General features: G+C 61.0%; 11 protein-coding genes. 7 read left to right on the top strand and 4 right to left on the bottom strand.

What is annotated here, in order from left to right:
* Nucleotides 1-226 precede the first annotated feature (226 nt).
* Entirely contained in the window at nt 227-1,045 is an 819-nt protein-coding gene (locus AC24GY_RS15130) for a PP2C family protein-serine/threonine phosphatase (protein WP_487684532.1), read from the bottom strand.
* Entirely contained in the window at nt 1,042-1,440 is a 399-nt protein-coding gene (locus AC24GY_RS15125) for a BUD32 family EKC/KEOPS complex subunit (RefSeq protein WP_487684529.1), read from the bottom strand. Before AC24GY_RS15125 ends, AC24GY_RS15130 begins: the two co-directional genes overlap by 4 nt.
* A gap of 351 nt (nt 1,441-1,791) precedes the next feature.
* Between AC24GY_RS15125 and AC24GY_RS15120 the strand changes: the two genes are divergently transcribed.
* From AC24GY_RS15120 to AC24GY_RS15105, 4 genes are all read left to right on the top strand, one after another.
* Entirely contained in the window at nt 1,792-2,808 is a 1,017-nt protein-coding gene (locus tag AC24GY_RS15120; RefSeq protein ID WP_422321187.1) for a glutamine synthetase beta-grasp domain-containing protein, read from the top strand.
* Nucleotides 2,809-3,107: 299 nt separating this feature from the next.
* Nucleotides 3,108-4,145, top strand: coding sequence for an Mrp/NBP35 family ATP-binding protein (locus AC24GY_RS15115; protein ID WP_487684526.1), 1,038 nt, complete (start codon nt 3,108-3,110; stop codon nt 4,143-4,145).
* Between the two features lie 689 nt (nt 4,146-4,834).
* Nucleotides 4,835-5,395 (top strand): RNA polymerase sigma factor, encoded by a 561-nt coding sequence (locus tag AC24GY_RS15110; protein WP_487684523.1) that lies wholly within the window; start codon nt 4,835-4,837, stop codon nt 5,393-5,395.
* A gap of 23 nt (nt 5,396-5,418) precedes the next feature.
* Nucleotides 5,419-9,993, top strand: a complete 4,575-nt coding sequence (locus tag AC24GY_RS15105; protein WP_487684520.1) for a YfbK domain-containing protein — start codon at nt 5,419-5,421, stop codon at nt 9,991-9,993.
* A gap of 280 nt (nt 9,994-10,273) precedes the next feature.
* On the opposite strand, the gene AC24GY_RS15100 is transcribed toward AC24GY_RS15105, so the two are convergent.
* Nucleotides 10,274-11,443, bottom strand: a complete 1,170-nt coding sequence (locus AC24GY_RS15100; RefSeq protein WP_487684517.1) for a hypothetical protein — start codon at nt 11,441-11,443, stop codon at nt 10,274-10,276.
* 272 nt (nt 11,444-11,715) lie between these two features.
* Here AC24GY_RS15100 and AC24GY_RS15095 point away from each other — a divergent pair, with 272 nt between their 5' ends.
* Complete coding sequence (locus AC24GY_RS15095; RefSeq protein WP_487684514.1) at nt 11,716-13,602, top strand: DUF1549 domain-containing protein; 1,887 nt, start codon at nt 11,716-11,718, stop codon at nt 13,600-13,602.
* Nucleotides 13,603-13,697: 95 nt separating this feature from the next.
* On the opposite strand, the gene AC24GY_RS15090 is transcribed toward AC24GY_RS15095, so the two are convergent.
* Nucleotides 13,698-14,657, bottom strand: coding sequence for a hypothetical protein (locus AC24GY_RS15090; protein ID WP_487684512.1), 960 nt, complete (start codon nt 14,655-14,657; stop codon nt 13,698-13,700).
* Between the two features lie 220 nt (nt 14,658-14,877).
* Here AC24GY_RS15090 and AC24GY_RS15085 point away from each other — a divergent pair, with 220 nt between their 5' ends.
* Both AC24GY_RS15085 and AC24GY_RS15080 read left to right on the top strand, forming a co-directional pair.
* Nucleotides 14,878-16,203, top strand: a complete 1,326-nt coding sequence (locus tag AC24GY_RS15085) for a DUF1501 domain-containing protein (RefSeq protein WP_487684510.1) — start codon at nt 14,878-14,880, stop codon at nt 16,201-16,203.
* An 8-nt stretch (nt 16,204-16,211) separates the two neighbouring features.
* On the top strand, nt 16,212-17,276 hold the full coding sequence (locus tag AC24GY_RS15080; RefSeq protein ID WP_487684507.1) for a WD40 repeat domain-containing protein: 1,065 nt from the start codon (nt 16,212-16,214) through the stop codon (nt 17,274-17,276).
* Nucleotides 17,277-17,339 lie beyond the last annotated feature (63 nt).

Below are 17,339 nucleotides of genomic sequence, written 5' to 3'. Positions count from 1 at the left end.
CGGCTGCCGCTTTCGGGTATTGACTGGTAGGCGTGAGTCACCGGGGACGGCGAAAGCGGTAGCTGCTTTCGTTCCTCACTCCGCGACCGCAGTCCATATGTGGACGTGGCGGTGAGCTGTGGTGGAGGTCATCATGAGGGCATGGTGCAGCGTGGCTCCAGAACAGGACGGATAAGTCCGCTAGGGCTTATGGGGAGGCTTCTGCTGCAGCGGTGCTGTGAGCCACTCAGACCATCTCCACGACGACGGCGCTGGCGTTGTCTCGGCCGGATTCGGCGACGGCGTATTCGACGATGGTCTTGGCGTCGTCTTTGGCGAGCATGTCGGCGATGCGGTGGTCCCAGATGCCGTCGATGACGCCGTCGGTGCAGAAGAGGAAGCGATCGCCGGGCTCGCAGCCGACGGAGCCGATGTGGGGATCGATGTTCTGGCGGCCGGCGCCGAGGACCTGCATGAGGACGCTCTTGCGCGGGTGGGTGCGGGCCTGGCGCTCATTGAGCTCGCCTTTGCGCTGGAGCCAGCCGACGTAGCTGTGATCATGCGTGAGCTGCTTCATGGGGCCGCCTTTGGGCAGGTAGTAGATGCGGCTGTCGCCCACGTGGGCGAAGTGCAGCCAGCCGGGGGTGAACCAGCCGAGGCTGAGGGTCGCGCCCATGCCGCGGCATTCTTCGTAGTAGCGGCCGAGTTTGCTGAGCTCGGCGTGGATGCGGCTGATGAGCTCCTGCAACACATCGCCATGGCCGATGGAGAAGTGCTGGGCGGACTGCTTGAAGCTCTTCGGCAGAAGCTGGGTGATTTTTTCGGCGGCGATCTTGCTGGCGAATTCGCCGGACTTGGCGCCGCCCATGCCATCGCTCACGGCAAAGACGAAGTCGCCGCTGTCGAGGGTGGCTTCGCCGACTTTGCCGAGGTAGCGGACTTCGTGGGCGTCAAAGTTCAGACACAGGAAGGTGTCTTCGTTGTTGGTGCGGACACGTCCGGGGTGGGTCATGCCGGACCAGCGGAGGCGGGCGGGGGGTGGTTGGGTGGGGTTGGGATCGCTCATGCTGCAGGCTTCGGCGGCTCGTCGATGATGGTTGCGAGCTCGAAATCGATGAGGCAAAACCTGCCGTCGGAGTTGCGGTAGGTGATGTTGCGGGCAAAGGCGTCGTCATGGCGGACGCCGTAGTCGCGCTCCAGGGCGCCGAAGAGCTCCTTGATGCGCTTTTCGCTGATGTGGGTGACGATGGAGCCGCAGTTGGTGGTGACGATTTTCAGCTCTGCGGGGTCGGATTCCAGGAGGCGGGGGACGTAGTCGCAGCCGCGTGCTTCGAGGAGTTTGAGCACGCGGACTTCGTTTTCGAAGCGGTCCCGGGCGTTGTGCCCTTTGAACTGTTTGTACACCTTGCCGTCATAGCCGATGTGCACAATGGCGCGGGCGGTGTTTTTGGCTTCTTTCATTGGGGTGTTTGCGGTGGCACCTTCCGGCCTGTGGGCGGGATGTGCAATGGTAAAAGGGGAACGGAGGGCTGGCCGCAAAGGGGCGCAAAAAAGGCGGAAAAAACAGAGGCGGGAGGGGCCGGAGAGAGGCTATGGGTGGGGGTGACGGTGGAGAGCCTGAGATCAAGAAATGAGGGGTGGAGAAATGATGGGGGTTTGCTGATCTTTCGGAGGTCCTGAGGAGGCGGAGTGGGTGCAAAAAGTTGAAAAAACATCTCGCGTGTGGCATGAAACATGCTCATTTCGACGACGCTGCTGCTGGAGGAAAAGTTTCCGAAGGCCTTAGGCAAGACTCAATCCACACATTCAACCATGGCCAAATACAAACTCGAATATCTCTGGCTGGACGGTTATCAGCCTGTCCGCAACCTTCGTGGCAAAACTCAGATCAAGGAGTTCGCCAGCTTCCCGAAGCTGGAAGAACTGCCAGACTGGGGCTTTGACGGCTCCTCCACCCAACAGGCCCCTGGCGGCAGCTCTGACTGCGTGCTGAAGCCTGTGGCCGTGTACCCGGACAGCAGCCGCAAGAACGGCGTGCTCGTCATGTGCGAAGTTTACAATGCCGACGGCACCCCCCACGCCTCCAACGAGCGCGCCACGATTCTTGACGATCCGGACGCCTGGTTCGGCTTTGAGCAGGAATACTTCCTCTATCAGGACGGCCGCCCCCTGGGCTTCCCTGAGAACGGCTATCCTGCCCCGCAGGGCCCTTACTACACGGGCGTGGGCTACACGAACGTGGGCGACATCGCACGTCAGATCGTCGAGGAGCACCTTGACCTCTGCCTTGACGCTGGCATCAACCACGAAGGCATCAACGCCGAAGTGGCCAAGGGCCAGTGGGAATTCCAGATCTTCGGCAAAGGCTCCAAGACCTGCGCCGACCAGGTCTGGGTGGCCCGCTACATCCTGCAGCGTCTGTGTGAAAAGTATTGCGTGGACGTCGAGTACCACTGCAAGCCTCTCGGCGCCACCGACTGGAACGGTTCCGGCATGCACGCCAACTTCTCCACGAAGTACATGCGTGAAACCGGCGGCGAGCCCTATTTCCTCGCCCTCATGGCCCAGTTCGAGAAGAACTGCGCCGAGCACATCGCCGTGTATGGCCCTGACAATCACATGCGCCTGACCGGTCTGCATGAGACGCAGTCCATCGACCAGTTCTCCTGGGGCATCGCTGACCGTGGCGCGTCCATCCGCGTCCCGCACAGCTTCAAGAAAAACGGCTGGAAGGGCTACCTCGAAGACCGCCGTCCGAACAGCCAGGGCAATCCATACGCGATCGCCAGCCGCATTCTCAAGACGATCTCCGAAGTGCCGAAGCCTTAATAGGCTGCCGAGCTATCGATCCACGAACGCCGCCTGGAAACAGGCGGCGTTTTTTTGTGGGGGAATGGACGGGATGGGGGGAGTAGGAGGTATCATTGATTCTGGGTAGCGCGGCCAGACCGGCTAAAGCCGGGACTACAATACGTGCCTGGCTTGGCGCGATGGCTTGGGTGTGGCGGAGCGGCAGGATCAAGGACGAGTAGGAGAACGAGGACGAAGACGAGGAGTAAGAGGAAGAGGAGGATAAAAATCGTTTCACTTTTGACTTCTCGCGCTAGTTGAGACGTATCCCCAACCCCATGCCCACCGAACAAGACATCCGCACCGCCCTTGGCAACGTCCGCTACCCTGGATTCAGCCGTGACATCATTTCGTTTGGCCTTGTGAAAGGCATCCAGATTGAAGGGAAGAATGTGACCATCGACATCTCGGTGGCGACGCGTGACCCGAACATCCCGCGGCTCATCCATGAGCAGGCGATGGACGTGCTGAACAAGGTGGCGGGGATCGGCGAGGTGAAGCTGAACTTTGACATCAAGGACCCGCCGGGAGCGGGCGTGACGGCGTCTGAAAAGCTGGGCAAGTCGAGCATCCCCGGGGTCAAGAAAGTGATCGCCGTGGCGTCTGGCAAAGGCGGTGTGGGCAAGAGCACGGTGGCCTCGAATCTGGCCATCGCGATGAGCAAGAGCGGGCTGCGCGTGGGCCTGTGTGACTGCGATTTGTACGGGCCGAGCATTCCGCACATGTTTGGCACGGATGAGAGGCCCTATCAGAATGACGAGCAGCAGATCGTGCCGATTGAGAAGTATGGCGTGCAGCTCATCTCCATGGGCTTTTTGCTGGATGATGGCTCGCCGGTGATCGTGCGCGGGCCCATCGCCACACGATACACGCAGCAGTTTCTGCGGCAGGTGGCGTGGGACAATCTGGATGTGCTGGTGCTGGATCTGCCGCCGGGCACCGGGGACATTCAGCTGACGATCGTGCAGACGGTGTCGCTGGACGGGGCGGTGATCGTGACGACGCCGCAGGAGGTGGCGCTGATCGATGCGCGCAAGGCGGTGGGGATGTTTCAGAAGGTGAATGTGCCGATCCTGGGCATCATCGAAAACATGAGCTACTTCCTGTGCCCGAGCGACGGGCAGGTGTACCACATCTTTGGCAAAGGCGGCGGTGAACATGAGGCGAAGCGCCTGGGCGTGCCGCTGCTGGGGCAGATCCCCATCGAGATGCACGTGCGTGAGTGCGGCGACGAGGGGCACCCGATTGCGCTGGAGGATGCGGAGAAGTCGGCGTCTTCGAAGGCGTTCCGGGAGATTGCGGCGAAGCTGAAGTAGCTGGGCGGGACGGAGCGGAGTGGTCTGAAATGGACCACGGAATACACGGAAATCAGAGACTGGATTCCGGGGTTGGGGTGTTTTGTGTCTGCGTGGGTTGAGCCATGTTGTGAAGGGGGCGAATTTCAACCGCAGAGGATGGACGGACGCAGAGATGGGGACGTGAAGTGGGAGGGGGGGATTTGGAGTGCGGCTGCGCAACCCTGAAAGGGTGAAGCTGCCGCTTTCGAGTGTCTCGTGGCGGGCGTGTGCTGAACGGCTGGCGGAAGTTTGCCGGCTGCCGCTTTCGGGTGGGTGCAGGGAGGCGTGAGTCACCGAGGACGGCGAAAGCGGTAGCTGCGTTCGTTCCTCACTGCGCGACCGCAGTCCATATCAGAAGCGTGAGCTTGCAGCGTGAATTTGGACTGCGGTCGCGCAGATGCACGGCGCAAGCCTGCATCGGAGCTACCGCTTTCGAGCGTCTCGTGGCTTGCGTTAAGTAACTGGCCTGCGCGCGCCGGGGAGCGGGTGCTTCTGAAGAAGCTGCGGCATATCGCCAGCCGTCCGGCCTGCGAAAGCGGTAGCTGCGTTCGTTCCTCTCTTCGCGACCGCACTCCATATCAGAGGTGCGGGCTCAAAGAGACATGCTTTGTAGGATCAATCTCGCCTTATGTGAAAAAATTCCCCAAGATGCGGGAATGTCAGACGTGATGCCCGCCGAACACACCCTCATGAGCGAACCGCACGACCTCTTTCTTGAAACCCTGCAGCGCTACGAGCGGCCCCTCATCCGCTATGCGCATGGTTACACGGGGGATCTGGAGGATGCGCGGGACATCGTGCAGGACGTGTTTTTAAAACTGAGCCAGCACCTGGCCACTCTTGATCACGAGAGGCTCGCTCCCTGGCTCTTCACGGTCTGCCGCAACCGCGCCCTGGACCATCACCGCAAACATCAACGCCTCGTTGTTATGGAAACAGAAACACTCGATCTCGAAACCTCCGCTGATCCCGCGCCGAATGACGCGATGGAGCAGCGCGAGACGGCCACGGCGCTGCGTGAACTCATCGAAACCCTGCCGGTGCGACAGCGCGAGGCGGTGCGGCTGAAGTTCATCGCGGGGCTGGACTACCAGCAGATCAGCGCGGCGATGCAGACCAGCATCGGCAACGTGGGCTACCTGATCCACCACGGCGTGGCCGCGCTGAAGACGAAGTGGCAGGCGCATGACGCGCCGCCGGCGGCGAAACTGAAACACGCCATTGCTTAAAACTCCTTACCTATTTTTAGATCATGAAACCGGAACAAATCACCGCCTGGGCGCTGGATGAAGCCAGTGCCGAAGAACGCCAGCAGCTGGAGGCGGCGCTGCTGGAGAATCCGCAGGACAAAGAGAAGGCGGATGCCACGAAAGCTTTCTGCGACTTCCTGCTGAGCGAACTGCGCGATGACTCCCTGGCGCTGACCGACAAACAGCGCGAACGGCTCGTGGCGCAGGCCGCCAAGCCTCAGGCTGTGGAGCCATCGTCCCAAGTGCCCGCTGCAGGCGCGGCACAAACTCCTGCGGCCAGCGGGAAGCCGGGCAAGACCACTCGGTGGAACATCGGCGTCATCGTCCGCCTCTCCCTGGCCGCATGCGCGGTGCTGGGAGGGTTTTGGACGTGGCAGGCTTATTCCTCCAGAAAGAGCGAAACGCGTGCCGTCGCCGTCGTGGCGGAGAAGCCCATGGTCAAGGTGCAGCTGGCGCCGAAGCCGGAGGCGAAGAAGAAAGCAGGGCAGGGGCCAGAGGCGCGACTGCTGGCGGCCACACCGGTGAAGCCTGTGATCGTGGCGGAGCAGCCTGCGGCGAAACCGCTTTCGCCCATGCCGAAATCCGCACCTGTGTCCGCAGTGACTACGCTGGCCGTGAACAAGGACCAGCGTGCAATGAGCCCCGGCGATGTGGAGCGACTGAAGCGCGTGCAGGATGAGAACGCCTACGGCCTGAACTTCGGCGGAGGCTTGAAGATTGCCGATCCAGTCGGCCTCGTCGTGGCGGGGACGGGCGTGACTTCACAGAGGCTGGAGCCGGCCGCAGCAGCGGCTGCGCCAATGCTCACGAATGGCAGTGTTCAGCTTGCCGGCGCCGATGCCAGCATGCCGGTGGATACGGGCCGTCTGACCGTGAATGATGGCACCGCTTTCACGGTGGGGGGCGCGGTTTCTGGGGCTACGGCAACGGGCCAAAGTATCCTGAGCGGTATTCATGCGAGTGCGGGTAGCATGTTGGCCCTCGCGGGTACTGTGGATGTGAATGGATTCATTCAACTGCGTCGTGAGCCTGAAGGGCGCACGGGGCGTCTCACCCTTTTTATGAACCACTGGATCTCGCTCAAAGGCATTGTGATCGAGCCTTGGACATCCTACTTTTGGTCCATGGGTTGGAGCCCATCGGCATTCGATGCGAACTCGTTGGAGCTGGTTTCTCTCCCCGCAGGTGCTTCGCTGGCGGATTACCAGTCGAGCGTGGACGTGGGAAGTTTCAAGTGGTTTGCAGATGGTGGGGCCGCGCTGGTGTTGAAAACTGCGAACTCAAGCACTGGCAGCATTACGGCTCAGGCAGGCGCCTCGCTCACGATGAATGCGTTCCTGCATCAGTCTCATCGGTATGATTTTACTGCGGGCATGTGCATCGCCTTTCTCCGGAATGATTTATCCAATTTCAGGTACTCTGGACTCGTAAATTTATCATTCACACGGATGCCGTTGAATCCCTATGTGGATGCGAAGTCCCCGGGGGTCCTTTCTTTCGCTACCGCTGCCCAGTCGCACCTCATTGACCGGCCCAGTGTCGGTGACATCTCTGCGGCATTCGCGGATGCCTCCGTGGTGACTGACTTGCAGGCGGCGGTTTTCAATGTGCCTGCGTTGAGCAAGTCTTCCAGCGACGCGAGCACGGTGCTGGGCTCCGGGGCGGTGGTGGTGAATGGCGGTGCACTCAATTCTACTGGCAAGAAGCTGGCTGTGGACCTGATGGGTGCGCCGGTGGTCACGACGAAGTCTGGGACGCGGGCCACGATGGCGGTGACGCGTGAGTTTGTTTATGCGGGTGCGATGGAACTTCCGCGCAGGTCTTCCATCCAATTTGGCGGCGCATCGGCTGCTGCCCTGGCGAATGCGCCTGCTGATGGCGATGCCAGCGCGGCGCAGCCCGGCATGCTCGCCGGAGCGGGGACCATGATCGCCATTGGAAATGCGACGGCGGCTTCGCCCTCTACGGGCATGGGGACGAGTACGCTCACGGGTGGCACTACGGTTTCAAACCGGGCTGAACCTACGATGGCCGTTCGTAACATTACGGGAATACGGGAATACATGGCATCCAATAGATTTGTGGTTGGTGATACGACTGTGGCGGGGACGAATTCGCTGACGGTGGGGCAGGCCGTCTCAGGGACTGGATTGCCTGTGGGGACCACAACCGGCTCAACGTACGCCGGTGCTGCTGAATCCACGCCCTCTGCTGGGACCACCTTTGCGAGCGTCACGGCTGCCACGACGGGGAATACGGCTGCAGGACCTTCTCTGACCAAGAGCGGCGCGGGCACGCTGGATCTGCAGGGTGCATCGAACTACACGGGGTACACGACGTTCAGTGGCGGTGTCACGGTCAACACAGGCGGTGGCACGACGACTATCGGATCTTTGAGCCCGGCACCTGCCAAGGTGGGGGCGGTCACTTTTGCAAACGCTGCTCCAGCCGCCCCAAGGGAGGGTGAGACGCTGGGGGCGATTGTTTCCGGATCAGGAGCCATGACCAAAACGGGCGCGGGCGTGCTGGTCCTGGGTGGTGCCAATACCTACAGCGGCGGGACGACGATCAATGGCGGCACGTTGAATGTGTCCAATGGTGCGGCGATGCCGAGTCGCGATGCGTTTGCTCCGCTGATGGACGATCAAGGACAGATGAAGCGCAATGCTGGTGTGGTATTTAATAATAACGGCGGCGCTGTGGCAGGCGCAGCGCCTGCTGCTGCACTGGCTTCTCCTCCTGCGGGAGTCGTCGGCGGATCGTCAACGACGGCCCGCCAAGACGTCACGACCTTCACCACAAGCGCAGCGGGCGTGCAGAATCCCCAGGCAGCGGCGGTGGGTGGCAATGCGAGCTCTACCACGGCTGCGCCTGCCAGTCCGGCCACGTTTAACTCGACGGCTGCTGTTGCCATGGATCTGCCAATGGTGATGAATCCAACACAGGCGGCGGCAGCCTATGACCCCCAGAGGTCGAAGATGCTGGCCCAAGTGAGTGAATCATGGGAATCCAAAATGCCCGGGCAGGCGGGCAAGGTCGATCTGGGCAAGGATGTGAAGACGGATGCCTTCTATTTTGGGAACACTGCGATGCCTGAGGAGCGCAAACCCGAGCCGCAGATCCAGCCGGGCACCGGCGAGTCCTACACCCGCATCATCGAAAACGAACTCAAGGACGTGGCGCGTGAGCCGCTGTCCACGCTTTCCATCGATGTGGACACGGCGTCCTATGCGAACGTGCGGCGCTTTTTGAACCAGAACATGATCCCGCCGCCGGATGCGGTACGCATTGAGGAGCTGGTGAATTATTTCCCCACCGCCGAAGAAGGCCCGGCGCATGATGCGAAGGAACCCTTCGGTGTGCGCGTGGAGCTGGCTCCATGCCCCTGGCAGCCGGTGCACAGGCTGGCACGCATCGCCATCAAAGGCCGTGAGATGGACAAGGACCGCAAGGCCAGCAACCTGGTCTTCCTGGTGGATGTGTCAGGCTCCATGAATGAGCCTGCCAAGCTGCCGCTGGTGCAGCAGTCTCTGCGCATGCTCACGGAGCAGCTCGGAGAAGGGGACCGCGTGACGATGGTGGTCTATGCCGGCAGCAGCGGCGTCGTTTTGCCACCAACGAGCGGGGAGAAGAAGGAGGAGATCCTGGCGGCGATCAACCGGCTGCAGGCAGGTGGCAGCACGCACGGCAGCGCGGGCATCAAGCTGGCGTATGAGCAGGCCGTCGCGGGCTTCATCAAAGGCGGCGTGAACCGCGTGATCCTCTGCACAGACGGCGACTTCAATGTGGGCGTGAGCTCGCCGGAGGAGCTGGAAAAACTCATCAAGCACAAGGCGAAGAGCGGTGTGTTTCTCAGCGTGCTGGGCTTTGGCAGCGGCAATCTGAAGGACCGCACCATGGAAACGCTGGCCGACAAAGGCAACGGCAACTACGCCTACATCGACAGCCTGAGCGAGGCGCGCAAGGTGCTGGTGGAGCAGATGAGCGGCACGCTGGTGACCATCGCCAAAGACGTGAAAATCCAGGTGGAGTTCAATCCCGCGGCGGTGCGCAGCTATCGGCTGATCGGTTATGAAAACCGCCTGCTGGCGAAGGAGGATTTCAACGATGACACGAAGGATGCGGGAGAGATCGGCGCAGGTCACAGCGTGGTGGCCTTGTATGAGATCGTCCCAGCCAATCTGCCCGCTGGTGCGGAGGGCCGCCCGGCCGTGGACAGCTTGAAGTATCAGGCCCCCGCCATCTCACCTGCCCAGCTCGCCGAAGCGGCGAAGACCGGCGAGATGATGACCGTGAAGCTGCGCTACAAGGAGCCTGAGAGCGATCTGAGCAAGCTCATCGAAGTGCCGACGAAGGACGATGGCAGGACTCTGACCGCGAGCAGCGAGGAATACAAATTCAGCGCCGCCGTGGCGGGCTTTGGCCTGCTGCTGCGCGACTCTAGCTACAAAGGCTCGCTGAGCTGGGAGACCGTGCGCCGCCTGGCCCTGGATGGCAAAGGCGCAGACAAGCAGGGGTATCGCGGGGAGTTTCTGCAGTTGATTGACAAGGCGCGGGGGCTGAAAGGTGAAAAGTAAAAAGGGTAAGTGAAAAGGGTCAGAGCAGGCGCGGCGTAGAGGGCTGATGGGTCGAATGGGACCTGTCGGCCTTTTGCCTGGCGGGGTGAAGGGCGCTTTGCCCGGGAGAAATTCCCCGCAAGAAACTGCGCCGGGCGGTGTGGGTTTGGCGCCCTCTTGTATCACCTGCTGCGCCGGACTGTTGCCTTTGCTGGAACGCCCGTTGCAGGCCAGCGCTCCGAGCGCCGCCTGGATGATGGGAGGCTGAAGTGAAGCCAAGGATGATTCCCACGTGACCGGCTTACATGATGTGACAGCTCTGGTGATTCTCGCCGCCTCCCTTGCTCAGTGCGTTTTGCGCGCGGAGCATGTCTCTGACGGTGGTTTTGTCTACTTTGACTTCAGGTGACGATCCGCGTTTCATGGCGGCTTCAAGATTTGTAGTGTGTGCCTCGGCAACTGCATTGATTTTATTGTCCAATGCTTTCAAAAATTCATCGAGCTCTCTGACCTGCGAACACAGCTTGGCAAGATCGCTTTCATATTCCTTCATCATGCTTTGATATGATTCCAGCTCCTCCTTTGAGCATGGCTCTTTGGGCTTGTCGGGTTTGCTAAAATGCTCGTGAGTGTTTTTCCTGCCTTCGAGTTCTTCAAATGCTGCTCTCAACTCATCGTGAATGCTGGCGTAAGGTTTAGCGGAATCCTTGTGGTCGGCGGTTATTTTCTCTTCAACTCCGACCCCCAGAACCTTGTGCCGTCCCTTGTCGAGCTGCTCCAGCGGGCGCGCTGCATCAAACAGGTAATGAGTCTCCCCCTTGTAGCCAATGATGTTCGTGTCGTTGAACAGGCCTTTGTCATCGCAATGCTCAACCAAGGCCTTGTGAAACTCTCCCGCGCCGCTTCCGCACGCGAGGAGCTTGATCTTGGCTACATTTCCTGGAATTCCATCTTGCTCCATCTGATCCACGAGCCGCTGCACCGAGCAGCGCTGATCGGGGCGAGCATCCTTTTGGACAGCGGCGAGAAAATTCAGGTTTTTGTGCCCGTGCGCATACACCTGCACGGTGTCACTGGCTTTTACTTCATGACCATCCGGGACTCCGTGCTGCTTGATCAAAGGGGTTTTTCTCGCGGCATCCAGCAGGAGTCTTGCCTGACGTTGGGGGCCCAACGTATTAAACTGAGCAGCAAGCTGATCTGTTGTGAGGTTTTCGTCCCCCTCTGGAGCAAGTTTGGATGCGAGTCCCCTCAGTGAGACCTGTGCTTGATAAGCATCCACTTTTTCCCGCAGTCCCAGTCCACCGGCAGGGGGATCTTGATCAGGTGAGAAGGGCAGGTAGAAGATGGTTCGGGGCGTCTCTGCAGGAACGGCGGCCTTGGCAGCTTCCAACTGGTTCACAATGGCCTCATAGGTTAGTGGTTCTCCTGGGGGATCATTGTGATCGTTCAGATCATCATAAGTAATCATATTTATATTTAATTAAAAATTTTAAATAATTTAGAGATTATGCGTTATTGGCTGGGTGTGGTTACATTGCTGTATGAAATGAGATAGGCGGAATTCCGCGTTATGTGACACTCGTTTAATCAAGGAATAAGACTCACCTTGCCGTAGAATGGATATCCATTCACAGCATGGCGCTCTATCATGACCTGATTTCGGAAGGAGAGAAATTCCGCGCAAGAAACTGCGCCGGGTGGTGTAGTTTTGGCTGCCCCCATTTCCTGTTTTCCTTCTGCATGCTGCGCCGCGTTTTTGCTGTTTCGTTTCTTGGCTTTTCATTCTCTGCCGTCCCGTTTGCGCGGGGGGCGGATGCGGCGGCGCTGTGGTCGGGGAAGGTGCGGCGGATTCTGGATGAGAACTGCGTGAAGTGCCACGGGGTGCTGGAGCAGAAGGGCGGGCTGGAGCTGGACACGCCGGAGATGGTGATCAAAGGCGGTGAAGACGGTGCCGTGGTGTCGCCCGGCAAGCCGGAGGCGAGCGCGCTGTTTACGAGCTTGGAGAAGGGCGCGGACCCGCACATGCCGCCGAAGAAGCAGCTTAGCGATGTGGAGCGCGCGGCGGTGAAGGAATGGATCTCTGCGCTGCCTGCCACTCCGGTGGCTGCCGTGGAAAAGGCGCAGCCAAAAGTGGCGCGGCAGTTTGCCTCGGGTGAGGAGGCGATCTCGACGCTGATCGCTGAAGGCTGGGCGCGTGCTGGAGTGAAGCCTGCGGCTGCGGTGACGGATGCGGTGTGGTGCCGGCGTGTGTATCTGGATCTGGCGGGACGCATCCCCACGCAGGCGGAGCTGGCTGCGTTTGTCGCGGCACCGCAGCGGGATGCGCTGATCGACAAGCTGCTGGCGGCACCGGAGTATGCAGTGCGCATGCGGGAGCTGTGGGACAACTTTTTCATGGGCCGCCTCACACGCGGAAATCCGGATGGACGGCGCAAGGGCTCGGGCTGGTGGACTTTTCTTGAGAAGGCTTTCAAGGACAACCGCCCATGGAACGAAGTGGTGTACGATGTGCTCTGCGCACGGCCTGACCCGGCGCCGGACCGCAAGGGCGCGGCGTGGTTTTTGTTTGAGCGGAAGAACGATCACCAGAAGATCGCCGAGGCGGTGGCGCCGGTGGTGTACGGGACGAAGATCGACTGCGCGCAGTGCCATGACCATCCGCTGGCGCGTGAGATCAAGCAGGCGCACTACTGGGGTCTGGTGGCCGCGTTTAACCGCAGCAAGAACGTGGACGCCAGCACGGCCGTGGCGGAGAGCGCGGTGGGCGGCTTCATGAATTTCACCAATCTGAAAAAGGAGTCCCAGCCTGCTGTGGTGACGCTGCTGACCGGTCGCACGCTGCCGGAAGTGTGGCCCGGCGGTGAGACGAAGGAGAATGACGGGCCGGAGATGTATGAGGATGCGAAGGCTGCGGTGCGTGTGCCGAAGTACTCGCGGCGCGAGGCCTTTGCCGAAGCCGCCACGCAGGACAATCCGCTGCTGGCGCGCGCGTTTGTGAACCGCATGTGGGCGGCGCTCATCGGTCGCGGCATCGTGAATCCGCCGGATGAAATCAACGAGCGCAACACGCCGAGCCACCCGGAACTGCTGGAGTGGCTGGCGCAAGATTTTGCCTCGCACAAGTATGACACCCGCCGCGTGGTGCGGGAGATCGTGCGCAGTCGGGTGTATGCACTGGGGGCGTCTGATGCGGCACCGGAGCTGTTTGCGGGGATGGTGGAGCGACCGCTGACGGCGGAGCAGCTGGCACGCTCATGGCGCGTGGCGCTGGATCTGCCGCCGAATGACGATGAGTTTCGCCGTCAGGTGATCTCAGCGATGCCGGACGTGCTGCCCAAGGAGTACAACGCCACCTTCCAGCAGGCGCAGTTTCTCTCCGGATCTCCCACCATGAACGCGCTGCTGCAGGCCGCTCAGGGTGGAGTCATCAAGAAGCTGACGTCGCTACCAGATGCTACCACTCGCATACGTGAAGCCTTTCAGGCCGTGTACGGCCGCGCGCCGGATGCGGATGAGGCCACCCAGGCGGCGGCCTTTGTGAATGCGAATGCCGCGCACCCCGCAGATGCTACGCGGGATCTGCTGTGGGCGCTGCTCACCAGCGCGGAGTTTCTGGCGATGCCGTGAAGATGGGGCAGGGAAGAGATGGGAATAGGTCTGACAGGACCTATGGGGCCGAGGTGCGGGGCATGAAAGGCTGGGCAGGGTGAACGTCTCAGGCTTCAATGCGAAAGGAGTTCGTTCGGGATGGCGCTCCAGTCGGCCTGGCCGGGTGGTTTCCATTGAATGCGGGTTTCAGTGGTATGGCTTGCAAAGCCGATGCTGGTGACGGGGATCAGTCCGGGGGGCAGCTCAATGCTCGCCTCTTTGTTCACGCCGTCGCGAAACTTGCAGACGATCTGACCATTGATGACGAGCTCGTTGCGGTCAAAGCCGCTGTCCGTGCGGAATTCATACAGTCCTGGTTTTTCGATTTTGATGAAGCCGCTGACCACGGCATTTTCATCCACATTCTTGGTCCAGCTGGAGAGAGATTTCACCGTGTGCGGGGCACCGATGGGCTTGCCCAGATCGGCAATGGAGACGTAGCCATTGTAACCGTCCCCGGAAGACTGCGAGGGGTGACGGCGGTAGCGCACGATCTCCAGCCCCCGGGCTTTTTGCGTGGACTGGCCGATGGGTGGCGGGGCGGCGGACGGACTGGCGGTGGCAAGGAGTGACACAAGGGTTTTGAGCTCGGCGTTGATCTCGTTGGACTCCGCCAGATTGGCGGCGGCCATGGCCTGTTTGAGCGCCGGTTGAAGATCACGACCGTACTGCCGCTGCAAAGCGGTGACCGCCAAATCGTAGTGCACGCGGGCTTCATTGGCCTGGGAGGTTTTGAAGGGGCCGGCGGTCACGGGCAGGCTGTCGGCGGTGATTTTCTGGCGCACGGCAGTGATGGCGTTCGCATCGTCCAGATTGCCTGCCGTGAGCGCTGCTTTCACGGCTTGTTCCAGTTCGGCGGAGTATTTCAGGCGTGCGGCCTTCATGCCAGCCGTATAGGTGCTCTGCGCCGTCACTGCCGCAGGTGTGGTGAAGGCACGCTGGCCCGTCGGTGCGGCCGACGGCTCCGCCTGAGCGACGGCATGGATACAAGTGCAGGCAAGCAGGAGGCTGATGATGAGTGACTCTGTTCTCATGGGAGTGGTATTCAAGACTACAAGGAATGTTGTTGGCGTGGCAAGTGTTATTCCGGTGGTGGAGCGTGTGGTTTGCAGCGGCCAAACGGGCCAAACTGGACTCGTCCTTGCCTCGCCTGCTGCGCAGCCAGAAAAGAAGCTGCGCAGAGGAGAAATCGTTGCTAAAAATTCGCTGCGAAGGGTGTAGTTTCCTGCGCTCGAAACGCTCCCTTTTTACCTGATGAATCTCCGCGATCCCCACCCACGCTGCCCGACGCAAGAGCACACGCTGCATCGGCGGCTGTTTTTGAAGGGCCTGACGGGTGGTGCGCTGGCGAGTACAGCGAGCTTTACGGGGCTGTTTCAGAACCCGGTGTTTGCGGAAGAGACGAAGAAGGCGCAGAAGCATTGCATCCTGCTGTGGCTGTGCGGGGCGCCGAGCCAGTTTGAGACGTGGTATCCGAAGCCGGGCAGTCCGGGGAACGGGCCCTTTGGCAGCATGCCCACGAAGATTCCGGGCATCCATTTTTCTTCGCTCATGCCGAAGTGCGCGGGCATCGCGGACAAGCTGAATCTGGTGCGCAGCATGAAGACGAACCAGCCGGAGCACCTGCAGGCGATCAATCTGCTGCAGCGCGGCAGCCCGGAGCGTGCGGGTTTCACACGGCCGACGCTGGGCAGCAGTCTCGCGCAGGCCATGGGGCAGTTGGATTCGAAGCTGCCGAACTTCATCTTTCTCGATCCCGTGCCGGGAGGCAATGAATTCGAGGCCTTCAAGGCGGGCAACTGGTCTGGCTGGCTCGGCGCGGAGCATGCGCCGGTGCGGCTGGGCGGGGACTACACGCAGTTTTTGCAGAAGGAGGGCGAGGGCATCCCGCAGCATGACAAGGAATCGCGCGAGACCTTGCGCAAATTCCTCACCTCCAAGTATGAGCGGGATCGCGGCAGCGCGGTGGCGCGCAGCCAGAATGCGGCCTTTGAGCGCATGAAGGGCCTGAGCGCGAGCGCGGACCTCTTTGACGTGAACAAACTGCCGGCCAAGGACCGCGAGCGCTACGGCCCGGGAAGTTTCGCGCAGCATGCGCTGATGTCCCGCCACCTCGTTGAAAAAGGTGCGCCGTTTGTGATGGTAGCCAATGGTATGAACTGGGACAATCATGTGTTCAACCATGAGATCCATCAGATGCTCGTGCCGGAGCTGGACCATGTGGTTTTCAACCTGGTGAACGACCTCGAAGAGCGCGGGCTGCTGGATTCCACGCTGGTGATTGCGATGGGCGAGTTTGGCCGCAGTCCGTGGATGAATGCGGCGCGCGGTCGCGAGCACTACCCGAACGCCTGGAGCATGATGATGACCGGCTGCGGCCTGAAGCGCGGCGTGGTCACGGGCGCCACAGATGTGGACGGCGTGGACGTCATCGAAAAACCGTACAGCGAGCAGAATCTCTTCGCCACCATCTTCACGGCGCTGGGCATTGATCCGTATGCGGAGTATGACCTGCCCGGCATGCCCACCTTCCACCGCGTGGAAAACAAGGCGGAGCCGATCCGCGACATCCTCGCCTGAGACCGCCCATGAAACTCACCCGTACCAAACAATACGAGATGCCCTTTGCCGTCCTGGGACTGGCGACCACGCCGGATGGCGCGCTGGCCTACGCCGCCTGCATGGATGGCAGCGTGCATGCCGTGGAAACCGCGACCGGCAAAAAGGACCTCTTTGAAAAGAAACACAGCTCCTACGCCAGCGGCTGTGTGCTGCTGCCGGATGGCAAGACGCTCATTTCTGCCGGCTATGACGGCATGCTGCTGTGGCATGACGTGGCCACGCGCAAATGCATCCGCGAGGTGAAGGCGCATTCATTTTGGAGCTGGCAGCTCGCGCTCTCGCCCGATGGCACTCGGGTGGCCAGTGTGACGGGGCAGTACATCGCGGGGGGCTGGAAGTATGAGCCTGCGGCGGAGAGCGAGCCGAGTGTGCGCGTGTATGACACCGCCAGCGGTGCGCTGGTGGCGAGTTACAACCACACGCCGCCGGTGCTGAGCTGCGCATTCAGTCCGGACAGCAAACACCTCGCTGCGGCAAACATGATGGGCGAGGTGCGGGTGTGGGATGTGCAGGCGAAGGATGGCAAGCCGGTGTCGCAGTGGACGTCTCCGGATTTCACCTCCTGGGGCACCACCAAATCCCACCACTACTCCGGCGGCATCTACAGCCTCGTCTTTTCACCGGATGGCAATGCCCTGCTAGGTTGTGGTATGGGGCCGATGGGGGATCCGATGGCGGGCAACGGCAAAATGACCTGGCAGCGCTGGGACTGGCGCACGGGCAAGAAGATGGATCAGATCAAGGACGGTCAGCACGGCTCCGGTCTCATGGAGACGCTGGCGTTTCATCCTGATGGCCAGCACTTCCTCATGGCGGGCCGTCAGGCCCAGGGGACGTGGAATGCCGCGCTCTTCAGCGCGGCGGATGGCAGCCTGGTTTCATCCATGGACACCAAATCACGCATGACTCGCGCACGCTTCACCGCGGATGGGAAGAGCATGATCGCCACGGTGATCACCGGCCCCGGAAAAGTGAAGCCCGGGAAGTGGGAGGCCATGGGGCGGGTGCAGGTCTACAGTGTGGAGGTGTGAGGGGGGGGCGACGCGGCTGCGCAGCTGCTGGCTCCGGCCCTGTCTGATACCACGATTCCTTGA

It is taken from the genome of Prosthecobacter sp. Pr1 (assembly GCF_057652315.1).
Note: the sequence above shows the minus strand (reverse complement) of the source record. Positions and strands in the feature narration are given on the sequence as shown.